General features: G+C 46.1%; 27 protein-coding genes and 1 other annotated feature. Of the genes, 20 read left to right on the top strand and 7 right to left on the bottom strand.

All coding sequences use genetic code 11. The features are described 5' to 3' along the window. Nucleotides 1-9 precede the first annotated feature (9 nt). The 8 genes from ACR8BL_RS05160 to ACR8BL_RS05125 all read left to right on the top strand — a co-directional run bounded on the left by ACR8BL_RS05160 (nt 10) and on the right by ACR8BL_RS05125 (nt 6,867). Entirely contained in the window at nt 10-423 is a 414-nt protein-coding gene (locus ACR8BL_RS05160) for a RicAFT regulatory complex protein RicA family protein (protein ID WP_434753019.1), read from the top strand. Between the two features lie 252 nt (nt 424-675). Then, on the top strand, nt 676-1,080 hold the full coding sequence (locus ACR8BL_RS05155) for a PaaI family thioesterase (RefSeq protein WP_434751625.1): 405 nt from the start codon (nt 676-678) through the stop codon (nt 1,078-1,080). Nucleotides 1,081-1,164: 84 nt separating this feature from the next. Further along, nucleotides 1,165-1,974, top strand: coding sequence for an NUDIX hydrolase (locus ACR8BL_RS05150; protein ID WP_434751624.1), 810 nt, complete (start codon nt 1,165-1,167; stop codon nt 1,972-1,974). Nucleotides 1,975-2,055: 81 nt separating this feature from the next. After that, a complete protein-coding gene (locus ACR8BL_RS05145; RefSeq protein WP_434751623.1) occupies nt 2,056-2,613 on the top strand; it encodes a cysteine hydrolase family protein in 558 nt (185 codons plus the stop codon). Between the two features lie 91 nt (nt 2,614-2,704). Next, nucleotides 2,705-4,159 (top strand): nicotinate phosphoribosyltransferase, encoded by a 1,455-nt coding sequence (locus ACR8BL_RS05140; RefSeq protein ID WP_434751622.1) that lies wholly within the window; start codon nt 2,705-2,707, stop codon nt 4,157-4,159. A 387-nt stretch (nt 4,160-4,546) separates the two neighbouring features. Next, entirely contained in the window at nt 4,547-5,194 is a 648-nt protein-coding gene (locus ACR8BL_RS05135) for a hypothetical protein (RefSeq protein ID WP_434751621.1), read from the top strand. Nucleotides 5,195-5,207: 13 nt separating this feature from the next. Next, nucleotides 5,208-6,215 (top strand): oxidoreductase, encoded by a 1,008-nt coding sequence (locus tag ACR8BL_RS05130; protein WP_434751620.1) that lies wholly within the window; start codon nt 5,208-5,210, stop codon nt 6,213-6,215. An 88-nt stretch (nt 6,216-6,303) separates the two neighbouring features. Beyond that, nucleotides 6,304-6,867 (top strand): hypothetical protein, encoded by a 564-nt coding sequence (locus ACR8BL_RS05125; protein ID WP_434751619.1) that lies wholly within the window; start codon nt 6,304-6,306, stop codon nt 6,865-6,867. A 128-nt stretch (nt 6,868-6,995) separates the two neighbouring features. On the opposite strand, the gene ACR8BL_RS05120 is transcribed toward ACR8BL_RS05125, so the two are convergent. Next, nucleotides 6,996-7,514, bottom strand: a complete 519-nt coding sequence (locus ACR8BL_RS05120; protein WP_434751618.1) for a MogA/MoaB family molybdenum cofactor biosynthesis protein — start codon at nt 7,512-7,514, stop codon at nt 6,996-6,998. A gap of 355 nt (nt 7,515-7,869) precedes the next feature. Between ACR8BL_RS05120 and ACR8BL_RS05115 the strand changes: the two genes are divergently transcribed. The 4 genes from ACR8BL_RS05115 to ACR8BL_RS05100 all read left to right on the top strand — a co-directional run bounded on the left by ACR8BL_RS05115 (nt 7,870) and on the right by ACR8BL_RS05100 (nt 12,211). Beyond that, nucleotides 7,870-8,955 carry a CobW family GTP-binding protein gene (locus ACR8BL_RS05115; RefSeq protein WP_434751617.1) on the top strand — a complete coding sequence of 362 codons (1,086 nt, stop codon included), beginning with the start codon at nt 7,870-7,872 and terminating at the stop codon, nt 8,953-8,955. A 72-nt stretch (nt 8,956-9,027) separates the two neighbouring features. Continuing rightward, nucleotides 9,028-9,363: a four-helix bundle copper-binding protein gene (locus ACR8BL_RS05110; protein WP_434751616.1), complete on the top strand. Its 336-nt coding sequence runs from the start codon at nt 9,028-9,030 to the stop codon at nt 9,361-9,363. Nucleotides 9,364-9,443: 80 nt separating this feature from the next. Further along, nucleotides 9,444-9,734, top strand: a binding site (T-box leader). Nucleotides 9,735-9,803: 69 nt separating this feature from the next. Further along, nucleotides 9,804-11,498 (top strand): arginine--tRNA ligase, encoded by a 1,695-nt coding sequence (argS, locus tag ACR8BL_RS05105; protein ID WP_434751615.1) that lies wholly within the window; start codon nt 9,804-9,806, stop codon nt 11,496-11,498. 167 nt (nt 11,499-11,665) lie between these two features. After that, entirely contained in the window at nt 11,666-12,211 is a 546-nt protein-coding gene (locus tag ACR8BL_RS05100; RefSeq protein ID WP_434751614.1) for a hypothetical protein, read from the top strand. A gap of 210 nt (nt 12,212-12,421) precedes the next feature. Here the strand turns inward: ACR8BL_RS05100 and ACR8BL_RS05095 are convergent, their stop codons facing one another. Together ACR8BL_RS05095 and ACR8BL_RS05090 are read right to left on the bottom strand one after the other, a co-directional pair. After that, nucleotides 12,422-14,515 carry an ABC transporter ATP-binding protein gene (locus ACR8BL_RS05095; RefSeq protein WP_434751613.1) on the bottom strand — a complete coding sequence of 698 codons (2,094 nt, stop codon included), beginning with the start codon at nt 14,513-14,515 and terminating at the stop codon, nt 12,422-12,424. Nucleotides 14,516-14,527: 12 nt separating this feature from the next. Further along, on the bottom strand, nt 14,528-16,273 hold the full coding sequence (locus ACR8BL_RS05090; RefSeq protein WP_434756587.1) for an ABC transporter ATP-binding protein: 1,746 nt from the start codon (nt 16,271-16,273) through the stop codon (nt 14,528-14,530). Between the two features lie 486 nt (nt 16,274-16,759). On the opposite strand from ACR8BL_RS05090, the gene ACR8BL_RS05085 reads away from it, so the two are divergent. Together ACR8BL_RS05085 and ACR8BL_RS05080 are read left to right on the top strand one after the other, a co-directional pair. Beyond that, nucleotides 16,760-17,056, top strand: coding sequence for a HesB/YadR/YfhF family protein (locus tag ACR8BL_RS05085; RefSeq protein ID WP_434751612.1), 297 nt, complete (start codon nt 16,760-16,762; stop codon nt 17,054-17,056). 408 nt (nt 17,057-17,464) lie between these two features. Next, the gene (locus ACR8BL_RS05080) at nt 17,465-17,914 is read left to right on the top strand and encodes an NUDIX domain-containing protein (protein ID WP_434751611.1); all 450 of its coding nucleotides are present in this window, start codon (nt 17,465-17,467) and stop codon (nt 17,912-17,914) included. 229 nt (nt 17,915-18,143) lie between these two features. Here ACR8BL_RS05080 and ACR8BL_RS05075 read toward each other — a convergent pair whose 3' ends face one another. From ACR8BL_RS05075 to ACR8BL_RS05065, 3 genes are all read right to left on the bottom strand, one after another. Continuing rightward, on the bottom strand, nt 18,144-18,656 hold the full coding sequence (locus ACR8BL_RS05075) for an ADP-heptose synthase (protein ID WP_434756586.1): 513 nt from the start codon (nt 18,654-18,656) through the stop codon (nt 18,144-18,146). A gap of 183 nt (nt 18,657-18,839) precedes the next feature. Further along, nucleotides 18,840-19,283, bottom strand: coding sequence for a DUF441 domain-containing protein (locus ACR8BL_RS05070; RefSeq protein WP_434751610.1), 444 nt, complete (start codon nt 19,281-19,283; stop codon nt 18,840-18,842). Nucleotides 19,284-19,288: 5 nt separating this feature from the next. Further along, a complete protein-coding gene (locus ACR8BL_RS05065; RefSeq protein ID WP_434751609.1) occupies nt 19,289-20,308 on the bottom strand; it encodes a YpdA family putative bacillithiol disulfide reductase in 1,020 nt (339 codons plus the stop codon). A 178-nt stretch (nt 20,309-20,486) separates the two neighbouring features. Between ACR8BL_RS05065 and ACR8BL_RS05060 the strand changes: the two genes are divergently transcribed. From ACR8BL_RS05060 to ACR8BL_RS05035, 6 genes are all read left to right on the top strand, one after another. After that, on the top strand, nt 20,487-21,080 hold the full coding sequence (locus ACR8BL_RS05060; protein WP_434751608.1) for a metalloregulator ArsR/SmtB family transcription factor: 594 nt from the start codon (nt 20,487-20,489) through the stop codon (nt 21,078-21,080). A gap of 617 nt (nt 21,081-21,697) precedes the next feature. Next, nucleotides 21,698-22,672 (top strand): ribosome small subunit-dependent GTPase A, encoded by a 975-nt coding sequence (gene rsgA / locus ACR8BL_RS05055; RefSeq protein ID WP_434751607.1) that lies wholly within the window; start codon nt 21,698-21,700, stop codon nt 22,670-22,672. Nucleotides 22,673-22,729: 57 nt separating this feature from the next. Beyond that, a complete protein-coding gene (locus ACR8BL_RS05050) occupies nt 22,730-23,068 on the top strand; it encodes a L,D-transpeptidase (protein WP_434751606.1) in 339 nt (112 codons plus the stop codon). Nucleotides 23,069-23,242: 174 nt separating this feature from the next. Then, nucleotides 23,243-23,809 carry a GNAT family N-acetyltransferase gene (locus tag ACR8BL_RS05045; protein WP_434751605.1) on the top strand — a complete coding sequence of 189 codons (567 nt, stop codon included), beginning with the start codon at nt 23,243-23,245 and terminating at the stop codon, nt 23,807-23,809. A 96-nt stretch (nt 23,810-23,905) separates the two neighbouring features. Beyond that, a complete protein-coding gene (locus ACR8BL_RS05040) occupies nt 23,906-24,043 on the top strand; it encodes an aldehyde dehydrogenase family protein (RefSeq protein ID WP_434751604.1) in 138 nt (45 codons plus the stop codon). A 272-nt stretch (nt 24,044-24,315) separates the two neighbouring features. Then, nucleotides 24,316-24,468, top strand: coding sequence for a hypothetical protein (locus ACR8BL_RS05035; RefSeq protein ID WP_434751603.1), 153 nt, complete (start codon nt 24,316-24,318; stop codon nt 24,466-24,468). Between the two features lie 163 nt (nt 24,469-24,631). Here the strand turns inward: ACR8BL_RS05035 and ACR8BL_RS05030 are convergent, their stop codons facing one another. After that, a complete protein-coding gene (locus ACR8BL_RS05030) occupies nt 24,632-24,871 on the bottom strand; it encodes a hypothetical protein (RefSeq protein WP_434751602.1) in 240 nt (79 codons plus the stop codon). Between the last annotated feature and the right edge of the window lie 347 nt (nt 24,872-25,218).

The raw sequence follows: 25,218 nt of genomic DNA, 5'->3' as shown, positions 1-25,218 counted from the left end.
CATTATGGAATGCCTACCTACGATACGCGCAATCTGATCATACGCGACGACATTATGGGAAAGGCCAAAGAACTGGCAGATATGCTCGGAACGAGCGAAGAAGTGAAACAGTTTCAACAGGCAGAAGCCAAGATTCGAGATCATGAGCGCATTCAGCAATTGATCACAACGATTAAGAAGAAACAGAAGGAAATCGTTGCATTTGAAAGTTTTAATAACAGTGCAATGGTCAGCAAAATCGAACAGGAAATTGATGATTTACAAAATGAACTGGACAGTATTCCGCTAGTGACGGAGTTCCAGCAGAGTCAAAGTGACATCAATTATCTGCTTCAACTGGTCATCTCTGTTATTCGGGATACAGTATCCGACAAAGTCAATGTCGAAGCTGGAACGGATTCACCTCCAACCAGCTGCGGTTAAATGAACGGAAGGGTGCGGACGCAGTCCGCGCCTTTTTTGACATCATGGAGACACAACGAATGGAGCAGTAATCGCCTGCACACATGGGAAACGTTTAAAGGCCATGCTCCACGATGTGGGGTTATTTGATTTGGGTACGTTAAATAAGTGTGCAAGCATACAAGGATATGCGTGAAGATTAGATATTTCAATAAGGATAAACGACATCAAGAGTGGATTAAACAACATGTGGAATAGAAGGAGAAATGAAACATGAGTATTTTGGACAAAATGGTGGAAGACGGCGATGGCCGATTCTGGGGATTTCTTGGATGCCGTTATATCCAGGGCAGCAAACAAGAAGTTCAAATTGCGCTGACAGCGGGGGAACACCATACCAACTCGATGGGTATTATACATGGCGGGGTACTCACTTCATTGATGGATCAGGCGATGGGTATGGTGGCGACAGCCGCGATGGAAGTCGATGGTTGTGTCACAACCAACCTGAATGTGCATTTTCTTGCGCCAATGAGGAAAGGTGAATTAATTGTTACGTCTACTGTGCTGCATCAGGCGGGACGTAGTGTCACAACCCGGTCCGAGGTTCGCGATGCAGCGGGAACGTTGGGATGTATGGCTACAGCCACATTCCGCGTGGCGAAATCGAGAGCATAAAGACAAAGACCGGAATCGAAGGTTGACAAAAATTATTATTATGTCATAATGAGATTATCAAAACGAAAATAGTCGGTGGTGCCCATGAGCGAAAATAACAAACACGTCAACAATGAACCAGCGAACGAAGAATTGGAAGCACAACATTATAGTTCCAAGAAATATCGCACTCCAGACGGGGTTCCAGCAGATATCGTTATGTTCACCCTGACGAAGCGGGAACGCAAGACAGTCACGAAAACCCTCCCGATTCGGGAGTTAAAGGTCATGTTAATCAAACGCAAAGGTTGGCCATTTGCAGGAAGATGGGCTTTGCCTGGCGGATTTTGCCAAGAGAATGAGTCTATTTACGGCGCTGCGAAGCGCGAATTGATGGAGGAGACCGGTGTAGATGGTGGGCACCTGGAGTATCTGAACGTTTACAGTCAACCCGGACGTGACCCGAGGGGATGGATTATCTCTCACGCTTTCTTCGCACTAGTGGAGGAGTGGATGTTGGAACACCGGCAAGCAGCGGATGATGCTGAGGATGTAGGCTTGTTTACGATCCAGGAAGCACTGCAAGAGTTGGAACTGGCCTTCGATCACAGAACGATCATTGAAGATGCGTACAGACGAATTCAGCAACAGATGCTGGAGACAACCATTGCCAGGCAGTTTTTGCCGCGTGATTTCACCTTAAGTGAATTATACCAGGTCATCCAGAGTGTTGTACCGGATTTTGAAGAGCCCAATTTTATTCGTAAAATAACATCTACACGCAGCCGTAAGGGCATTGTCGAGGAAGTGCGTGATGATGAAGGCAATCTGGTTAGCTCTAACCAGTATTCACAACGTCCGGCACAGCTGTATCGATTCACGGAACTGGTGCCGCGTCTGTCAATCTATACGTAAATGTCAATTCAGTTTATCCAAACCTGATATGTGTGAGTTTCGTTTGGGTGTAAGCCATTTGGTGATCGAGGAGTGTGGACGATGAAAGCATTGATTGTTATCGATTTTACACGGGATTTTGTTACAGGGGCTTTGCCTGTAGGGCAGCCAGCGGTGGAGATTCAAGAGACGGTAGCGGCGATTACCGAGGCATATCTCAATAACAAAGATGAAGTGATCATGGCGGTAGATCTGCATGAAGAAAATGATCCTTACCATCCGGAAACGGTACTTTTTCCACCTCATAACATTCGTGACACTGAAGGAAGACAGCTATACGGTCGCCTGGCTGAAGTGATGGAGAAACGTAAGAACGAGATTCGGTGGATGGATAAAACCAGATACAGTGCGTTCTGCGGAACAGACCTGGAACTGAAGCTGCATGAACGAGGCATAACGGATATCGCGTTGATTGGAGTATGCACAGATATATGTGTATTGCATACTGCTGTGGACGCCTATAACAAAGGATTCCATATTACGATCTATGAGGATGCTGTAGCAAGCTTTAACCCCGCAGGCCATGATTGGGCGCTTGGACATTTCCGTTCCAGCATGGGAGCTCAGGTGCTTAAGGCAAGTGAAACGATTTTGGCCTGATTCGTCACGGAGTATTGCGGTGAATCAGCTTTAAGCCCGTTGTTCAGGTATGATTCTGAGAAACGAGCGGAAGTCAGAGAGGATGAGACAAATGCAGACAACAAGCCTGGCTTTACATACGGATAAATATCAGATCAACATGATGTATGCGCACTGGGTGAATGGTACACACAAGCGGAAGGCGGTGTTTGAAGCCTACTTCCGGAAGCTTCCTTTTGGCAACGGTTATGCCGTATTTGCTGGATTGGAGCGCATTGTGAATTATATCAGCCAGCTTCGCTTCACGATGGAAGACATCGAGTTTTTATCCAAACAACCAGAGAATTATGATCCGGTCTTTCTGGAGGAATTGCTTCAGTTCTCTTTCCAGGGAACAATTCATTCCATGAAGGAGGGTGCAATTGTTTTTCCTGATGAACCGCTAATTCGGGTTGAGGGCTGTATACTGGAAACACAGCTGGTGGAAACGGCAATCCTTAACTTTATGAATTATCAAACGCTGATCGCAACGAAGGCTTCCCGTATTAAACAGGTGGCGCAGCAGGACACACTGCTTGAGTTCGGAACACGCCGTGCACAAGAAGCGGATGCTGCAATCTGGGGGGCGCGTGCTTCGTATGTTGCCGGTTTTCATGCCACATCTAATATGCTGGCTGGTGAACAGTTCGGTATTCCTACAGCAGGTACACACGCGCATTCCTGGGTGCAGAGCTTCATGAGTGAGCAGGAGGCGTTTGATGCCTACGCAAGAGTGCTGCCAGATCAGGTGACACTGCTCGTGGATACGTTCGATACACTGAATAGTGGTGTTCCGCATGCGATCAAAACAGCCAAATGGCTGGAGAGTCAGGGGAAAAAAATGAATGCCATTCGTCTCGATAGCGGTGACCTTGCCTATCTTTCCATTCAGGCCCGTCAGATGTTGGATGAAGCTGGATTGCATTATGTGAAAATTGTAGCTTCGAATGATCTCGATGAAAATACGATCTTTAACTTGAAAGCTCAAGGCGCACGGATCGACACATGGGGTGTCGGTACGCAGTTAATCACGGCGTCGGATCAGCCTTCACTAGGTGGCGTATACAAATTGGTAGAGCGTGAAGTGAACGGAGAAATGCTGCCAACGCTTAAAATATCGGCTAATCCCGAGAAAGTATCCACACCCGGTAAAAAAGAAGTCTTCCGGATCATTGATCCGAAACATGGCAAGGCAATTGCAGATTACATCTGCTATCCGGATGAGGAGCAGCCTCTTCAGGGAGGGCCGCTCAAACTGTTCAACCCGCTCCATCCTTATCTGAAAAAGACGGTGACTGGCTATGAAGCAGTGAATATGCTGGAGCCGATTTTTGTGAATGGACGTAAGGTGTATGATCTGCCTACCCTGGATGAAATACGTGCGTATCATAAGGAACAGCTGAATCTGTTCTGGCCCGAGTACCAGCGGAAGCTGAATCCGGAGATTTACCGCGTGAACATCAGCCCGGCGGCATGGAATATGAAGCAGAAGCTTATTGCTGCGCATGTAAAATCAACGGAAGAGTAACTCTTATAACGTGTTCCTGAGAATCTAAGAGGCATAACCGGTAGAGAATACCGGCTTATGTCTTTTTTTGATAGAACGAAACCATTCATATCCGCATTAATATGTGTGTAGCTTCATAGAAGTCAGCCGGAGGAAGGTATACACTCATTAGATAAGCCATATAGGTCAAACAACTCTTACACGTGCAATAGCATACATGTCCTACGTCAAACCTTACTCCAAGCAGCAATAGAGGGATTATTTCTCGGGAAAGCGCAGGAATCGCCAAATCCAGTCATGTTTTTAAAACTGGCTCGATAGAAGGAAAGGTAGTCTAAACGTTCACCGGAGAAGAGTTGTTTCAATTCCCTGCGAGCAGGGGATGAAAGGTAGAGGAGGGTTGCGTATATGAGATATCTGCTTGGATTGATATGGGTTGCGTTTATAGCTTACGCGCTGTTTATGGCACCGGGGAATTCCCCTGGGAATGATCCTATATTTAAAGAATTGCTTACATTACAAAGCGAGGAGCCATGGCTGCTTTCGGTTTTTACGTGGCTGGGTATATTCCCGGCAGTATATGCCTGCATTTTACTACGGAGATCAGTGAAAGTACGTGAGGATCGGGGTGTGCCTGCATGGCCGTTCGTCTTGTTTTCGTTTGGGCTGGGGGCATTTGCTTTATTGCCCTATTTTGCGTGGAGTTCCCCTTTTCGAAAAAAGGTAACATATGATCCGTTGCCGTCTGCCGAACGTTCAAGAACTGGCATTTCACGAGTGGCTTCGCATAAGCTGACCCATCTGATCTTGTTAATTTTAACACTAGGAACAGCATGTTATGCAGTGATGCAGGGGAATCCAGAACATTTTGCAGAAGCATTCAATCAATCCTCGTTTGTACATATCATGACCATTGATTTTGGTGTGCTGACGTTACTGTCCGCTTACGCCCTCTTCCGGGATGCCAGAACGAATGGACGAACAACAAACTGGGCTTGGGGAGGACTGCTGCCGCTTGTGGGACCATTATTATATCTGCTGACGGAACGAAAATAAGGAGATGATACCGATGAAAGAACAGTTTAAAGCTTATGTGATACGTAGCGATGCTTCAAAGAGAGTAACCGCCAGTATAGAACAATTGAAAAAGGAAGACCTTCCAAATGGTGATGTGACGGTACAAGTACACTATTCCAGTGTGAATTATAAAGATGGGCTGGCGTCAAAAGAGAACGGTGGCGTTGTTCGGAATTATCCGATGGTGCCTGGTATTGATCTGGCTGGGACAGTAGAGGAGTCCGTAAGCGGGCGCTTCGCACCCGGAGATCGGGTAATCAGTACGGGATTTGAACCCGGCGTTTCTCATTACGGAGGATATAGCGAGTATGCTCGTTTGCGGAGTGAGTGGTTAGTGCCTTTGCCGCAAGGACTAAGTGAAAAAGAAGCGATGGCGATTGGTACAGCCGGATTCACGGCGGCGCTTTCGGTGGACGCATTATTACACGCTGGTGTGAACCCGGACATGGGCAAAATTCTGGTTACAGGTGCCACTGGAGGTGTTGGCAGCATGGCAATCACCATCCTTGCCAAACTTGGTTTTGAAGTGACAGCGAGTACCGGGAAAAAGCAGCAAGAAGAGGCACTGCTCCGCAGCTTGGGAGCCACCGAAGTGATTTCTCGCGAAGAGGCGGACGCGTCGATCAAGGGAGCCATGGGTAAACAGCAATGGGCAGGAATTGTGGATCCAACAGCAGGGCCGGCACTGGCCGAGCGGTTGAAGCAGATACAGTATGGCGGAGCAGTCGCCGTATCCGGGTTAACTGGAGGCAATGGTTTTGAATCGTCGGTATATCCATTTATTTTGCGTGGTATCCAGCTGATTGGTATTGATTCCGTGTATTGTCCCATGGAACATCGAGAGCGCATCTGGAACAAGCTGGGCGGTGAATGGAAACCGGAGCGTGCACTTACGCTGGGGATTCAGGAAAATACGCTGGAGCAGCTGCCACACACGTTGGAAAAGATATTGCAGGGTGGTGCAGTCGGGCGCACCGTTGTACGTATTCTGTCTGAATAATATTTGGGATAAAATGTTTATCTCTTTGACATGCTAATTCTACCTGAGAGAGTTACCATGCGGTGGCTCATGGAAAGGAAGGATAGACATGTCGTTGAATGAGAAGAGATGGAACCCTATGGACCGGAAAGTCAAGCGAAATTTGCTGGTAAGTGGCGTGTTACTGCTGAGTATGGTGTCTTTGGCGGCTTGTACGTCTTCATCGATTGAACAGGAAAGAAAAGTCTACACACGCGAAGCCACAACGGAAGGCAATTTCAGAGCCAAGCAGCAAGGCCATGGATTAAATGGTACGTTAGCTAAGAAACTAACAGACGGTTTTACTACCAAACACATGAAGCTGATGAATAATATGTTCGAGGATGATGGTGATGGCGGCATGTCTTATATGTACTTATTGAATGGTAGCGCAAGGCATATCGTCAAAGTGCACATCTATCGTGATGCGAACATCCGGGCCGCACGAATGGAAGAAATGTATGGCGAGCGCAAAGAAAATGCAGTTCTGGAGAATGTACTGGGCAGAACGACCATTCGCAGTAAAGGGCATGTATCATTTGTCTATACAGCTTCTGGTGGAGAGAAGGATGTATATGAGCAGGAGGTTATGCAGGTATTCCAGGAAGTGCTTCATCAAATAAGAGATTATTAACCTCCTGTACAATCGCATGAATTAATTGGTTTAAGTCAAGTCAAGCTAAGTTAAATTAAGTCCAATTAAGTCGAATCCCAAGTCTTATGTGAGCAACATAAAGGTAAAACACAAACCCGTCTGATCATTCAGACGGGTTTGTATACTTCGCGCATGACATGGCGAAGCTCAGGCAGAATAATACGTTCCATGGCTAGTTTAACGGCTCCGCGAGAGCCTGGCATGGAAAATACGGCTGTACGCCCGATCGTTCCGGCAACCGCTCGGCTTAGAATAGCCGCCGAACCAATATCCTCCGTATAGCTGAGGTAACGGAATATTTCGCCAAAGCCCGGCAGTTCTTTGTCTAATAGAGAAGATACAGCTTCGTACGTAGTATCCCGTGGAGCGATGCCGGTACCCCCGCTTAACAGCACAGCTTCGATATCATCTCGTACAACGGCATCTTGCAGAATGCTTTGAATGCGTTCTGTCTCATCTGGAGTAATGATATACTCCACGACCTGATAACCCGATTGGTGCAACAACTCGTGCATCAACTGACCGCTGGTATCCGTCTCTTTGGTGCGTGTGTCCGAGACCGTGACAATCATGCAGGCTACCTTTTGTGGAGCCTCCTGCCGGTGCTGTTCAACTGAATTAGTCATTGCAAATCCTCCTTGAATCAACATGTCTTCATAGCATAGACCATCCATGTAATTCAAGCAATGAAGTTTTCATTAGAGTGGCTATATAGAACGGCACAAGGGTGGCCCATATTGCACAACAATTGAAGGATAGTGTACACTCGCTTAATAGAGTAAGACTAGGGCGTGTCTTGAAACCTACTGAAGTGCATCTTTTACCGCCTTTTCGCCCCCTGCTGCGTCACTTTCCCTTGACGTGCCCCGGCACGCCTGCGGAAAACTTCCTAGCTTGGAACGAAAATTCAGCAAAATCTGCTTCTTTCAGCGTTTTCAGACACACCCTAGGTTACATGATTGGCAGAGAGGTGTGTAGATAATGAATAACATCAATGAACAAGGAAAAAACATTCCTGTATATATCCTGTCCGGTTTTTTGGGCAGCGGCAAAACAACATTGCTCGTAAAACTCATCGAATACTGGAAGCAACAGAATCTGCGTCCAGCTGTTGTGATGAATGAGCTGGGTGAAGTGAATCTGGATGGTCAGATCGTGGATGAGGAAGTGCCCATGACAGAAATGTTGGGCGGATGTATCTGCTGTACCGTACGCGGTGATCTTGGTCTTCAACTTGCTGAACTTATTCAGGAAGAGTCACCGGATGTTATCGTAATCGAGGCAACAGGTGCGGCGAATCCAATGGAGATTTTGGATGCGGTAACGGAAACTTCGTTATATATGCGTTTGGAGCTGAAAAGTTTGATCACCGTGGTGGATGCGGCTCATTTGTCCGGTCTGTATAATGAGCAAAAAGGTAAAACCTTCAAACTGATGCAGGAGCAGATTCGCTGTGCTTCCGTGCTTCTTTTAAATAAAACAGATCGGGTTCAAGCAGAGCAGCTTCAGGAATTGGAACAGCTTTTGAACAAATGGAATGGCTTTGCCCCTGTAATTCCTACGGTAAAATGCGACGTACCAATGGAACATTTGCTCCACAGCGGTGTTGACGTACACATCCAGCGGTCAGGGACAGCGGGTGACGAGTCAAACCTTGTGGTAGAGCCTCATGTGCATACAGAGGCATGTCGTACGCACGGATGCAATCATGCCCATGATCACACGGGTCATCGTGACGGTGACCAACACGAGCATTCATCCAAGCCTCACACCTCACATGAACATGTTATGGTATATACCCATTATTTCAACAAGCCTGTGAACAGCGAAGCGTTCGAACAGTTCGTGGCTGCTTTGCCGCGTGATGTATACCGCGCGAAGGGGATCCTTTCATTTAGTGATACCGCAAGCCGATTCTGGTTTCAATATGCCTATCGTGAATCGGATTACATGAAGATCACACCCCAAGGTGATGTGCCTAATGTAGCTGTATTTATTGGTGAGCATTTTGATCAAACTACCATTCGTGAACAACTACTGGAAATGGAAGCGGTAAAACAAGACTAGGCTAATGGTTCAAAGTTCCTCCCTGATGGGTATTAAGAAGCATAGCAAACTTTGCCTGGGAGGTAACTTTAAATGACACAACAACAATACCAACAATGTATCGATGCTTGCCTGGAATGTATGAATGCTTGCAACGTATGTTACATATCGAGCCTGAAAGAATATGATTTGGCGATGCTGCGTGATTGTATCCGCTTGAACCGGGAATGTGCTGACATATGTGCATTTGCTGCACAAGCCATGACTCGTGGAAGTGACTTTATTAGTGAAATTTGTGAACTGTGTGTCAAAGCCTGTGAAACCTGTGCAGCCGAATGTGGAAATCACGGGCATGCTCACTGCCAAGCCTGCGCGGAAGCTTGCCGCAAATGTGCAGAAGCTTGCCGTTTAATGGCAGTGGTTGCTTAATCAATCTGTACAATTAGACGAAATAACAGGCTTGCTAATCCTTACCAGGATAAGTATAATGATCTGAAATGATTGAAACAGAAATATCCGTGATCGGGAGAGTAACCCAGATTCAGGCCATGACAGCGAGCCGGGGCAGGTGTAAGCCGGTATGTGTTAATCTGCGTGAAGCGCACCCGTGAGATGGTTATCCGAAGCCATATAGCACTCCAATTGGAGCATGTCTGATGGATTTGAGGGTAATCCGGGATGCAACCGTTACTTGCACCGAGCGGAACAGTTCTATCTGACTATGCAGTTTGATGCATTTCAGTTGAATGTTCACTTAGAGTGGTACCGCGGGAACTGTGAACACAGCTCTCGTCTCTTATTGTTGAAGAGACGAGAGTTTTTTTGCGTTTATTTTAGATGATATACCATTTGGAGAAGGGGTGTTGGATGTGTTAATGAAACAGGCTGCAGTTCAGATTGCCCCGTTGACGGGACTAACAGAGGAAGAAGTATTGAGATTGTTGGAGGTTCCGCCGCAAGAGGAGATGGGAGATGCCGCATTTCCTTGCTTTACGTTAGCCAAGACGCTAAGGAAAGCACCGGCCGCTATTGCCAGTGAGATTGCAGCTGCACTTCAGGATGCTGGTATGCTTGCTGCGGCTGCGGGGCCTTATGTGAATATCCATTTTGACCGGGATGCTCTGGCATTACCATTGCTTGAGGAGATCGGTAGCGAAACATTTGGTAAACTACAGCTGGGACAAGGCTCACGTGTTGTGATAGATATGTCTTCGCCTAACATCGCCAAACCTTTTGGCATTGGACATTTGCGGTCCACTGTCATTGGTGCTGCATTGTATCGTCTTTATAACGAAGCGGGTTACACCTCCATCAGTGTGAATCACCTGGGGGACTGGGGGACTCAGTTTGGCAAACAAATCGCGGCATATAAACGGTGGGGAAATGAAGAAGCGCTGCAAGCAGATCCCATCCGTAATTCTCTTGAGCTATATGTTCGTTTCCATGATGAAGCAGAGCAAGATCCGTCTCTGGAGATCGAGGCAAGGGACTGGTTCCGCAAGCTGGAGCAGGGAGATGAGGAAGCACAGCAGTTATGGGCTTTCTTTGTAAATGTGAGTATGCAGGAGTTCAACCGGATGTATGAACGTTTGAATGTAGATTTTGATCATACGCTGGGTGAGAGCTTTTATAATGACAAAATGGGCGCAGTTGTCGAGGAGCTTCAAGCCAAAAGGCTGCTGGAGGAAAGTGAGGGTGCGCTCGTTGTACGGTTGGATGAGGAGAACATGCCGCCATGTCTGATCATCAAAAAGGATGGAACTACAATCTACCCAACCCGGGATTTAGCAACAGCGCTCTATCGTCATGATGTGATGCGGGCAGAACGGTTGCTATACGTCGTTGGTGGGGAGCAAAAGCTACATTTCCATCAGGTGTTTACGGTATTGTCCAAGATGGGCTATGACTGGGCAGCGAATTGTGAGCACATTCCGTTTGGTTTGATGCGTTTCGAGGGAAGGAAGATGTCCACACGTCGAGGGAAGGTTGTCTTTTTGCAGGAAGTATTAGATGAAGCAGTCGCTCGTGCCTTACAGATTATACAGGAAAAAAATCCGAATCTGGAACAAGCAGAGCAAGTCGCTGAAGCCGTTGGTGTGGGGGCTATTGTCTTTGGTGATCTACGTAACAACCGGATGAACGATATCGATTTTTCGCTGGAAGATGCGGTGAGTTTCGAAGGAGAGACCGGGCCTTATGTGCAATATACCCATGCCCGGATTCAAAGTGTGCTGGCCAAAGCCGCCAATGTGTTGAGTGAGGAACAGGAAAGTATGAATAACCATCCAGCGGCTGTTGTCGGAAATACGTCGTGGGCATTGTTGAAGTTACTTAGTGACTATCCGTCCTATCTGGAAAAAGCAGTGCTTCGCAACGAACCTTCGGTCATTGCAAAGTACACGATTGACGTTGCACAGGCTTTTAACCGCTTCTATCACGCCGAACGGATTGCGGACGCACCAGCTGACATCAAAGCTTTTCGGGTGAAGCTGGCAAAATACACCGCCGAACGTCTGGCTTATAACTTGTCCTTACTGGGTGTGCATGCTCCAGAACGGATGTAATCGATTGCTTAGTATTATTGCCGAGTGTTCGTTTGGGTATGATACACCCTAAGAAAATCCGAAGTTAGACGCCGCCCTTTCCGGCAACTTGAATGTTGTTTGCGGTTTGGTTACGATAGAGGCATAATAAACAGTCAAGGTGCACGGATGGAAAGGAGCGCTCGCATATGCATAACACGGATTTCCAGAATGATTTCATGCTGGACAGCGAACACTCCAAGGAACTGTTTGCCTATTACGGCTTGGCCGTATATTATGGACAGGCGCTGGAACAGCAACTTGTTAATCTAATTTTGTTAACTAAAATATCGCAGGGCAAGGTCGTATCCGAAGAAGATCTGGAGGAATTGTATGAGCGGAAAATGAGCAGTTCACTGGGACAACTCATTCATGAAGCACGCCATCATTTTCCGTTTTCGGAAGAAGAAACAAACCAATTGAATGAATTATGGCAGCAACGGAATCGGATCGTGCATCATTATTTCAAGGAACGCATTCATGAAACCTTCAGTCCGGAAGGTCGGACACGTATGATCAAGGAATTGGATGATTTCAAAGAACGTGCACAGGAACTGGAGATGACGCTCCAGCATTATATAACTGCCTGGATCGCAGCATTGGGATTAAATGATGAGTCTGCAGCGGCAAGGGCTGCTTTGGAACGAATGCATGCGGGAAGTCTACAAGAACGGAAACTGGATGAGGACGCATGAGAACCAGTCATCCCGTCCAACGTATATATAAATGTTGAACTGAGAGGCTGAAATTAAACTTTAAAGAGGAGTCCGTAGATTATAATAAAACCCGCTTTGACAGTAACCGGAAGGCTGCTGCACAGAGCGGGTTTTATGTGTTGGATATGTGGCTGAAAATAATATATCTGTTGCGTAACATTTGTTGAATCAAATTAGATTCAAACAGGGTTAAGCATTTCCGCCTGCGAGCGATGAAGTAGCTGCGCTGAAGGATTCTGTTGAACGGGCGGAATCATCGTTAGATGTTTCTCCTTGAGCCCCCTGTTGTAACTGATACATCTGATAGTAACGACCTTTCAGTGCCATCAGCTCCTCATGTGCGCCCTGCTCCACAATTCTTCCACGATGCAGAACGAGAATTTGATCTGCGGAGCGAATCGTTGACAGACGGTGAGCAATGATAAAGGTGGTGCGTCCTTTTTTGAGGACCTCCAGTGCGTTTTGAATCAGTGCTTCCGTTTCGGTATCAATATTGGCGGTCGCTTCGTCCAGAATGAGGATCGCTGGATCAAAGGCGAGTGCTCGGGCAAAAGAAATTAACTGCCGCTGTCCGGCAGATAACGTGCTACCTTTCTCAACAACCGGCTCGTCAAAGCCTTGTGGCAGATGGGCCAGAATACGCTCTGCCCCAACATCACGCAAGGCTTGCTCAATGCGTTCCCGGGAGATTTTTTCATCACCCAGACTGACGTTGGAAGCAATCGTACCTGTGAAGAGATAAGGGTCTTGCAACACAATGCCCATATGCTCCCGAATCCACTGTTTAGGTAGCTCTGTGACATGTTGTCCGTCAATTGTAATTTTACCTTTTTGCGGATCATAGAACCGGAACAGCAAGTTAATGATCGAGCTTTTACCTGAACCAGTGTGACCGACCAGGGCTACTGTCTGACCTTGTGATGCTTTGAACGAAATATTGTTCAGCACATAATCTTTTTTATAAGCAAACGACACATCGTCAAACACTACATTTCCTTTGTATCTCGGCATCGATCCGTCTGTAACCGGTTCTCCTTTCTCATCCATTAGCTCAAATACACGGCCAGCGGAGACAAGAGAGGAATCCAGGTTTGCGAGCTGGTTCACCATACCGATAATGGGTTGGAACAAACGTCCCAGAACATCAACAAAGGCATATAACACACCAAGTGAAATAATACTTGTGCCGGTTATTGTACCTGACCCAAAGTACCACAGAACAACGGCAAAGGCGATATTCCGCAGCACATTCACCAGGTTATGTGAGGTGAATGCGTTCAGATTCAGCATCTTGTTCTGATGTTTCATATAGTCTTCATTCAGCTCTTCGAATTCTTGCCGGGTTTGTTTCTGACGGCGGAACACTCGAATGATGGACATGCCCTGAATGGATTCATTAATGATCGCATTAATCTCACTCAGCCGCGAGCGGATGATCGTGTTGTAACGAGTAGCGAACTTGCGATACAGCACAATCCATGCAATGAGCATTGGCACAACGAACAGGGAAATCAGACCCAGGCGAATATCGAGGATGAATAGAGCAACGTATACCCCTGTAATCGTAATAATGCCAGAGAAAAAGTTGGACAGCACGGCAACAAACAGATCTTTAACCGCCTCGGTATCATTGGTGACCCGGGATACGACTTTACCTGCGGGCAGGTTATCAAAAAAGTTCACTGGTAGCCGCTGAATGTGCGCATACACATCATTGCGAAGCCACTGGATAACCTTGTTGGCAGAAGATTGCAGCCAGAAGGTTTTACCGAACTCCATAATAACGGAGATCACAAGAAAGATCAGATAATACACAATCAATTGATAGATGCTTGGCATCTCAGGTTTGTAAAAGGCAAAGAGTTCGCCGGCAGACAGCGGTACAGCCGCGTATTGCCCAGTGACTTCACCCGCGCGAGTTACCGTCAAGGTTCCGTTTGTATACGAACGGTCACCTTCTGGAGCACTGACCGGCTCGTTAACGAAATAAAAGCTTTTGCCAGCTTGCAATACCCGGACCTCGGCTCCTTTTGTTTCATCTGGTGCAAACAATCCTTCGCGTTTATAGTTTTTTCCTTGGTAGACCGCTGCTTCATTCGAAGTGGCTGTCTCATAAAACGGCTGCTCAATGGCGAGCAAATGATTATCAATCATGGATTTGGCGATAAAGGGCCCGGCGAGTTCAGCCGCAACACCAATCGTCAACATGATCAAGGCAGCGATGAATGTACCTTTGGCTTTCAAGGCATATTCCAGCAGCCTTTTACCTGTATTGGACTTCAATGAGTTAACCTCCTACGTGGACAGATTGGACTCCACCTGCTGCCGTTCATATTGTTCACGGTACCAGCCGTTCTTGGCGAGTAGTTCCTGGTGAGTGCCTTCTTCCGTAATTTTACCGTGCTCCAGCACGATGATCCGATCTGCGTGTTCAATGGCGGACAGGCGATGCGTCGAGATCAATGTTGTTTTACCTGAGCGTTTGTTGCGGATATTTTCGATGATTTTGGCTTCTGTACGAGCGTCAACGGCGGATAAGGCATCATCCAGAATGAGGATATCCGGATCAGCGATAAAGGCCCGAGCCAGGGATACCCGCTGTTTCTGTCCACCGGACAGGGCGATACCCTTCTCACCTACGAGTGTATCGAGGCCGTCAGACAATGTTCCGAGATCACCGTCAAATGCGGCCGTTCGAATGGCTTCCATAATGACATCATCAGACGCATCCGGCTTACCGTATTGAATGTTCTGACGAACCGATTTGGAGAACAACACTTGCTCCTGCGGCACATATCCAATCCAGCTGTGCAAGTCATCCTTCGCAATATCTTCGATCGAATGTCCCGAAATACTCAGTGTACCTGAACCAGCAGGATATTCATGAAGTAGCTGTTTCAGCAGTGTAGATTTTCCGCTTCCCGTACGTCCTACAATGCCAAGTGTCTGCCCACGCTGTAGTGTAACGTTGATATGACTGAGATTATCTACAGTGGAGCTCGGATACCGGAAAGTCACATCTTTCATTGAAATTTCGTCTGGCTGCGTAATGTGAACAGGGTTTTCTTTATCCTGAACAGCGGGTTCAACCGATAACGTTTCGTTCACCCGATCCAGGGAGGCGCTACCACGCTGCATCAGATTAATTAATTCGCCGATGGCAAACATCGGCCAGATCATCATCCCCAGATACATGTTAAACGATACGAGGTCTCCCAGGGTGATTTCATTGTGGAATACAAGATAAATACCATAGGCCAGTGCAATGACATAACTTAGGCCTACGAATAGTCGAATGGTTGGTTCGAACAAGGCATCCATCCGGGCAACTGCGAGGTTTTTGCGATATACATCTTCTGTAACGTCGGCAAATCGTTTCTCGTCCAGACGCTCCTGAACGTATGCGCGTACAACTCGGATGCCTGCAATGGACTCTAACACCTGATCATTCATATCACCGAATGCATCCTGTGCCAATGTATAACGTTGATGCACAGCTTTACCATAGATCATCATGGCGATGGCGATAAAAGGCAGGGGCAGAATCGCAGCCAAGGTTAGCTTCCAACTGACGAGGAAACCCATGGCGAACAGTACAGTTAAGAGAAATGCTGTTGAGTCTGTTAAGGTGAGCATGCCGAAACCGGCAGTCGTAGCAATGGAACGAAGATCATTGGTGGCACGAGCCATGAGATCACCGGTTCTGTTTTTTTCAAAAAAGGGCGGTGTCATCCGCAGCAAATGATCCATGAAGCGGGAGCGCAACAAGCGTTCTACAAGATTGGCTCCGCCGAATAATCTGTGCATCCATATGTACGTTGTCAGATAGATAATGATGACCGTGCCAAGAATAAGTGCAATGTAAAGCGTTAATGAAGCGCTTGTAATGGAGCCGCGCACGATCTCATCGATGGCGTTCCCCAAAAGGCGTGGGGGCAGCAGTTCAGCAATGCCCACAAGGATGAGCAAAATGACACCAATGAGGTATCTTTTGCGTTCCAGCCTGAAGAACCAGGCCAGGTTTTTAAGTACAGAGAACAAGTGTTATCCCTTCCTTTCAATGTCCAAGAAATGCAGATTTTCGCTCAGTTTGGCTATAAATGCTCACAAAAAAAGACACACCGCACGCAGGCGGTATGTCTTGGTTCTTCATACGGCAGCATGGACTCCGAGAGCAGAGCCGCCGCCGTACATAAGATATTGTGTGCAAACTAGGCAGGGGTCTGATAAAAAAGAGACACCTGAAGTGCTGTCTTATGAACGGAAAAATGATTTCGGGGATACTCCGGTATTTAATTGTGTATGAATGTGAACCAACTTATGTCTTTTAAACACCGTAATCACCCTTTCTTGTTAATGGAAATAAATGCAATGTAAACCTCGCATGTTTGCATCTTACCACCGGATTTTACAATCTGTCAAACATTTTTCACAATATCATAAGCGTATGTATGATTAGCATGGTTTGTGTTTAAGACGCTCTAGCGATATGATGTAACATATATATACAAAAGGAGCTGACATCATATGAGTACCATACATGTATCCGATCAAGCTGCTCGCTGGTACAAAGAAGAATTGAACCTGAATGAGGGAGACAGCATCCGCTTTTTTGCCCGTTACAGTTCTGGTGGAGGTCTTCATCCGGGTTTTTCATTGGGAATCGCCGTTGAAAAACCTAGACATCCTGCGGATCAAACGGAAGTATCCGGTATCCAGTTCTTTATGGAAGATCACGACTACTGGTATCTGAAAGGGCATCAGCTACATGTTGATGTCGTCGATGAAGGCCAGGATATTGAATATCGTTACACTGAAGTGTAGTTAACACTAGCTAATATTCAAACTTCATACACTTGAAACAACGAACATGCAGATGAGTGCGCAACTGAATATACCGTTCAATACACAGATCAACAAACCGATTAACAAACCGATTAATACACACCACTAGATGGCGAATCCATCATTGTCTATGCGCTGCTCATTACATTCTAACGATCACAGGAAGCGCTATTTGCTCGTTTTTCAGCTATTCTGCATTCTAACGATCCGTACAGACCTTATTTCCTGTGAAAGTGATGTTTTGTTTTTTCCTCGGTTTGAGCGTAAATAAGCTCTCTGGTGATCGTTAGCAGCTGGAATCATAAAGTCAGGCTTGGTTAGGGAGCATCGTGACTGGAGCTAGTTAGGGTTCGTAGCACCATCTTTTTGAAGAGGGAGGGATGAGGAGTGGATCTGCCAGCGCGGGATATAGGCCAATATATTGCCAAACGTGCGAATATAATGGTGAAAGCGGCCGTGATGGCCGCGAACGAACAGGGTAAGCTACTACTCATCCAACATGCCGAACAGGGGCATTGGCGATTGCCTGTTGGAGAGATGCGCCCTGGTGAGACCATCGAAGAGGCAGCGCATCGTGAACTTTGGGAAGAGACCGGGTGGACAACAGAGCTGATGAGTTTTGAAGCGTTGTACTCTGGCCCGGAATTGCGGAAAGTGCATGCGAACGGGGATGAGGAATACTATGTCATCGCCTTGTTCAAAGCCCGAATTATTCAGGATAATCTTGTGGAAGCGCGTGTAAACAGCGATGCTGGTTTGAAGTTTTTTGATTCGAACGCACTGCCTCCAATGAATAACATTAGCCAAACGCTACTGGAACAGTCCGGCTTGAAGTAATTTTGTGATATTTGTAAATAAACGCTCGATATACTTCTCCTCGGAGCAGCACGAACGAATACTGAAGTGACAGGATGGAACTTCAGTTCATATTTTGGTGAACGCATTGTGAAACTACGGTGTGTACAATATGCAACTGAATCGTGTAAACCCAAAAAAAGACCTCAACTGCCACTACATAGTGGAAGTCGAGGTCTTTTGATATTTTTGCGTATATGTGTTCCAAGGATTATACCTGATCCAGTGGCTCATCGTCCATGGCAAAATCGAAATCATCAATATCAAACACCTGTACGGGTGATTCTGACTCAATGATTCGGGCAATGAGTTCCACTTGATCGGTCAGGATCGGAATACCCAGACGCTGTGATGTGAGGATCAGCTCTGTCTCGATCGGGTCAAAATACTCTCCATATTGGGCGGTATCCATCGCGTTAACAATTGTAATGGAGGCTTGATCTCCAAACAGGATAGAAGGGCTTTTTGCCCACGGGACAGCCAAGGCACGTTCAATCTTTTTCTTATTCAACGGCTCCTCAAAGTAGGAGATCAATTCATTGATTTTGGTTTTAACGTGCTGGTCATCTGTGGGATTATCCATCATGGGATCAGCACTGCTCTGAAATTCGTATAGTTCAAGGATGGTGGTGTAAGGAACAATATATTCTACTGGCGCCGGCGGCGAAAGTAATTGACCGTAGATGGCCACCATCACGGCTTCGGTAACAAAGGGACGTGACATGGTTCCTGAATCCTCCTGAGGACGATAAACGTCGTGAAGTGCTGAATGAATTCATCTGACAATAAAAGAAAGATGCTCATTGCCTGTTGCAGATGCATGTACCGGATTGCATGAATAGAAGTATAGCACACAACAGTGGGGAATACAGCCAATTTGCAAAGGCATACATACTTCCTGTGCAGATCAGGATTTGCCTAAAAGCAGGGACAGGATACCCGCCGCAATCAAAGGGCCAACAGGAACACCTTTGAACAAGGCAACACCAAGAACGGTACCGATCAAGAGGCCTGCTACAACCGTTGGCTGTGTAGTCATCAGTGAAGCCCCGCGTCCACCTAGATAAGCGACAAGCAGACCAACTCCGATCGCGAGCAGTGACTTCCAGTGCAGGAACGATTCACCGATGGTCTGCAGACTCATCTTACCGCTGGCGAGAGGAGCCATTACGCCAATCGTCAGAATGATGATGCCAAGTGTGAGCCCATATTTTTCAAGCCACGGAAAGGCTTGATTCACATTCAGCACACGAAGCAGCAACAGAAATACCATCGCGACAGTTACCGGTGTATTACTGCTAATGATGCCAAGCGCCGCAAACACAAGCAACAGGAGGGAGGTCATGTCCATCGACTTCATTGCTCCTCAGACTTAGCGTAATTTTTGCCGTTCAGATCTTCTGTTTTGCTAACAATATGTTCGGCAATGTATCGTCCATGCCAGCGGCCTGACTCGATAAATACTTCATTGGCATTACGCCCGGAAGCGATAACACCGCCCACGTAGATGCCAGGCACACTGCTTTCCATTGTCTGTGGATTGTATAATGGCTTATCCATATCTTCAGACATCTGTGCACCAATGGAAGTTAATAACTGACGGTCTGGTCTGAAGCCGGTCATGGCGAGCACAAAGTCATTCTCCAGTTCAGTCTCAGAGCCGTCTGTATGAACAATACGGATCGAATCATCCAGAATTTCGTTGACACGGGAGCCAAGATGCAACGTAATGTGATTTTTCTGAACCATACTTTCGAATAACGGACGAACCCAAGGTTTGATATGCTCCGACAGACCCGTGCCGCGGTAGACCATATCAATATGAGCACCTACCCGAACAAGCTCCATAGCGGCATCGACAGCTGAATTACTTCCGCCGATGATGGCTACACGTGTGCGGGTGTACGGATGAGCTTCGCGGAAATAATGAGTCACTTTATCCTTGTCTTCACCAGGGATGCCAAGGTAATTCGGGTGATCAAAGTAGCCAGTAGCTACGACGACATGGCGGCCTTTATGAATAATGACTTCACCACGCCGATTCACCGTATGTACCTCGAAAGTGTTGTCTTCTTTACGCTGGATCTCACGGGCTTCCTCATAATTATGAACACGCAGGCCGAAATGTTCGGCTACTTTGCGATAATAGGCTAATGCTTCATAACGAAACGGCTTTTCGTTCGGGGAGCTGAACGGCACGTTTCCAATCTCAAGCAGCTCAGCAGTACTGAAAAACTGCATGTGCGTTGGATACAGATAGATGGATTGTACGATATTGTGTTTCTCAATAATGACAGCGGACAATCCTACCCGCTCACATTCAATGGCTGCAGATAGACCGCATGGGCCTCCGCCAATAATAATGACATCTTCCATGTTCTTAATCCTCCTTCATACAAGCAATATAATCCTACCGTAAATAACACTTCAATGCCAGTTCTGACGCGGACTGCAATGTGATAAAAATTCAAACTTTTAATTTGATTGACTTCCCAAAGAGGAAAGGCTAATATCTAATTAGATGATCATCTAATATTGATTGAGGTGTATAACGATGCAACTGGAGAAAATTGTGGCCTATCACAAAGCTTTGGCCGATCCAACCCGGCTTCGGATGTTGTTGCTGCTCTCGGAAGGAGAACTGAATGGACAAGGGCTGGCGGAACGACTCAATCTGTCGCAGCCGACGGTGACACATCATGCTGCGAAGCTGAGAGAAGCTGCACTCATTCAGGAGCGGCGAGAGAAAAATACGGTTTATTTTACATTGAACCCTTATTTTATTCGTGAACATGCCCAGGCTTCGGTTGATTTTATATTCAAAAGAAAGGAGAAGCCTGAGATGACAGATGTGAATGAGACCCTTAAAACGTCCATCATGAGAAACTTTTTCTCCAAAGATGGCCGGCTGCGTCAGATTCCTGCACAGTATAAGAAAAAGCTGGTTGTGCTTGAATATTTGGTGGAGCAATTAGAGTTTGGACGCAAATACAGCGAGAAAGAAATCAATACGTTTATTCAGAACTATCATGAGGACTTCGCAACCCTTCGTCGGGAGTTTGTTATGCATCAGTTTATGTATCGGGAAGACGGAGTGTATGAATTGAATCCTCGAGAAATGTGGGCGAGATGGGATCAGGTCAAATAAAGAGAGTACAGCAGCAAAAAAAGAATGGGCTTGACAAACGCGAAGCAGACTGTGTAACATGATGGCATATTCTACAAGGGAGGCGATGTTAATGACAAATCTAACGGCAGTATACGTGGAATTGAATAGGAACAGCGTCTCCGGAACGGATCAAGGTTTATCAATTTTGCTATAGCTGGATAGAGATATCCAGTCTTGGCGAATGATGAGTATACCTTCAGACAACGCCACGGGTGACGTTTCCCGTGGCTTTTTTGTATGCCTGTAAGGGGAAGATTCAGGACATTTGCATAACGGATGGGTAAATAATCGTTATTCAACTTGCTCTGAAAACTTTCTTTTATTCGTGTAACTACGTATTTCCACGGGTGTAAACAACCTTGTGGTTTTTTTGTTTAGATCTGTAATCGGAGATGTTGGAAGAAGTCGTAGACGCAAGAATGAAACGAAAAAAGTGAGATAACCATCTGGGAGGAATATTTATTTTAAATCAACGAATTGAAAAGAAGAGTATCGAAAACTATGGCTGGTCTGCGTCCTGGGAGAAGCGGTGGTCTGAGGAACAATGGGGATCGGAATCCAGACAACCTGCCCGAATTATTGCGGATCACGGGCATATGCTGCGTCTAATTACAGTTGACGGAGAATGCTGGGGCAAAGTGTCAGGAAAACTTCGGCATGATAGTTTGGAGACTGGACTGGCACCAGCTGTAGGCGATTGGGTAGTCGTGACACGTGAGTCAGGTGGGGAAGTGATCATTCATCATCTGTTGCCACGTCAAAGTCGTGTGTCCAGACAGGCGGCTGGACCTGTAACGAAAGAACAGCTCATTGCTGCGAACGTAGATACACTTCTGATCGTTACAGCGCTTAATTATGATTTTAACCTTAGAAGACTTGAAAGATATGTGTTGATGGCTTGGAATGGGGGCGTTAGACCCGTCATTGTTCTGAGTAAAAGAGATCTCTGTGACGAAGTGCAGGAACGAATCAGTGAGGTAGAGGGTATAGCACCAGGCGTGGAGGTACTGGCAATCTCGGCGGTGGAAGGACAAGGGAAAGAACTTCTGGAAACTTATTTGAAACCTGGGGTAACCGTAGCGCTCACGGGTTCTTCCGGAAGTGGTAAGTCTACACTGGTTAACTGGATGATGGGTAAGGATGTGCAGGCTACACAATCCGTTCGTGAAGGAGACAGCCGCGGAAGACACACAACGACACACCGGGAAATGTTTGTATTACCGCAGGGAGCTGTCTTGATCGATACGCCGGGTATGCGCGAACTTCATCTCTGGGACGAGGGAGAAGAAGGCCTTTCCCAAGCTTTTGGAGAAATTGAAGAGTTGTCTGGTGCGTGCAGATTTATGGACTGCAGTCATACGAAGGAAGATGGCTGTGCAGTTAAAGAGGCTATTGAAAACGGTGAACTGGATGAGAAAAGGTTGAATAATTTCCTCAAGATGCAGAAGGAATTGCAATATCAGCGGCGCAAGGAAGAGGTGGCTTCGAGAAAACGTACAGCTTCAAGCAAACCGGTCAAATCACGTAAGCTGAAGCATGCAAAGCGGGGCAAGGATTGGGAACAGGACTGAGTTGAGGCGGGGCATCCGCAATTGTCTTGCATAGGATAAGGCAGGAGGGATGTCGTGATGCCGAATTACAGAATAATCGTGGATTTGTCTGACCATATGTTATATCTACTGGATGGAGATCAAGTCGTGAAGGGGTATCCCGTAGCCATAGGCAAGATGCTTACCGGTACTCCAAACGGTGAATTTACTATTATCAACAAACAAGAGAATCCAGGAGGACCTTTTGGTGTGCTCTGGATGGGTTTGTCCAAACCGCATTACGGTATTCATGGAACCAATGAACCATGGTCAATCGGCAAATCCGTATCGCATGGCTGTATACGCATGTACAATTCGGATGTGCTGAATTTGTCCTCCAAAGTATCTGTGGGAACACGAGTTACAATCCGGCCTTAGGTCGGATTGTGCTTCTTTAATAGTGATAGTGAAAGTGAATCCAAAAAAATCTGGGGATACCAGCTACCCTCAAGGTTATTCTGTCATCGGAGTGGACTGTGTAAAATCTTTAGTTCAACTTATATAGACTATTTAATGTGAAAAGAATTCAGCTCAAAAGAAAGGGAGTAGAAAATGATGCGAATTAGACTGGCGCGTGAAGGGGACGCACAAGGGATCGCATATGTACATACAGAGAGCTGGAAAACAACATACCGGGGAATCGTGCCAGATGATGTTTTGGATCATTTGACTACAGAATCCCGATTATCCCAGTGGGAGCAGCAGTTACAATCTAGCGAAAAAGATCAGATTTTGATCGTCGCTGAGGATCAGGATGGGAAGATTGTCGGTTTTGCCTGCGGAGGTAAGGAACGCGAAGCGTTACCCTATGATGGCGAGCTGTACGCCATTTATTTGTTGCATTCTTATCAGAAGTCTGGAATTGGCAGACAACTCGTCAAACAGGTAGTTCATCACCTCAAGACATGCCAGATGCGGAGTATGATCATTTGGGCTCTGGAGCAAAATCCGGCGTGCCGTTTTTATGAAAAATTGGGGGGCATTCCTGTCGATACAAAGTGGGTTCGTGTTGGAAATATAGATCTGGCAGAGGTCGCCTATGGTTGGTCTGACCTGACTTCTTTTCATCATAGTTTAGTCCAAATGATTGGCATATTGTCCAAATCTGAGCCGCATTGAGGTTGCGCTAACCGTTTGTCTAACTTCGAACCAGGTTAATGAATGAGACATTCTTTATATATGTACATTCGAATCTTAAGATCGGAGGCGTACGTAATGACTTTAGCAGAGAACCAACATAGTGAGGCTCATGTCATGTTTGGTGGAGAGAAATCATCTGGCATCGGTCGTTTTGGCGGAGACTGGGCGATTGATAAGTTTACACGTACACGCTGGATTAGTTTACAACATTAATTTCGGGATTATCCGGGCGTGAAATAAGTCGAATATGCATGAATGGAGAGATGTAGTCATTTGCTAATCCGAGTCAGTTCGGAATGAAGCGACAGGTGGTGCGTGAAGTTCGTCTCAACACTGTGAGGAGAGGTTTTTGCATCATTTTACAACGGATGAAAATACGGCTCACAATCGAATGAAAAACTGTTTGGGCAAGTCTTCTTCTGGTTATTTATGGATACACGGAATGAAATTCTCCGTAAATATCATGGCAAAGGGGCTTGGAACTCATGTCCATTGACCGCTTTATTTTGAGGAAATTAAATACCTGTCAGGAAGAACATACACGTGCCAATCTGGTTAGATTGTTTGTCATTCGTATTCGCAAAGCCGAGATTGCGGAAGAGCATGATGCGTCCTATGTGCTGGAGAAGTTGCAGTAATGCAGAATTCGTAAAGCAATCAGTCACATGAGGGGAGCTATGGCGAAGGTAGTTCTCCTCTAATGATAACTGGGTGTAAAAGAACATGAAAAAGGAAGCTTGTCCCAGGAGGGAAGCTTCCTTTTTCATGGTAACGCATAAACGCTGGAAAATGGGCTCTTCTTCAATATAACGATAGAGCAAGAGAGTCATTTTCACTGCGGCTGTGAAGAATAGCTTCGCCGCCAACAATTTCAATACTAATCAAAGAGCGCAGACATTTTTGCAAAGCGCGTTTACCGTTACTGATCTTATGCTCAAGAGCACTGCTAAGCAATCTTAATGTTTTTTGCACAGGCTGTTTGTTTTCTTGATTGAAATATACAGGAATTGATTTGTCTTGAAAAGTTATTAGAGTTCTCACTTGAAATCACCTCACGGGAGTTATTTCATACAGGTAATATTAAATACCAATGCTTAAAATTACCTTAAAATCAGCTTATGAAAACATAAAGGTGGATAAAGTTTGAAAAGTGTTCACAATTCAATTGTGGACGAAGCAATAAAAGTCCCGAATTATCCGTTTTATTTTTCTATTAAATGGGAAATGGAATGAAATTTTCGCATCGTGGCAAATTTTAAATTGAATTATGACACGAAAGTTCTGAGTCTAATGGACGATATTTTGATGTATACGTGGGTCATATGTAACAAAATTACAGCGAATGCGTTGCAAACAAGGGTTTTATATAAGAAAATAGGATGGAATAC

It is taken from the genome of Paenibacillus amylolyticus, assembly GCF_051136285.1.
GTDB lineage: Bacteria > Bacillota > Bacilli > Paenibacillales > Paenibacillaceae > Paenibacillus > Paenibacillus amylolyticus_F.
This window is presented reverse-complemented; position numbering and strand designations above follow the sequence as displayed.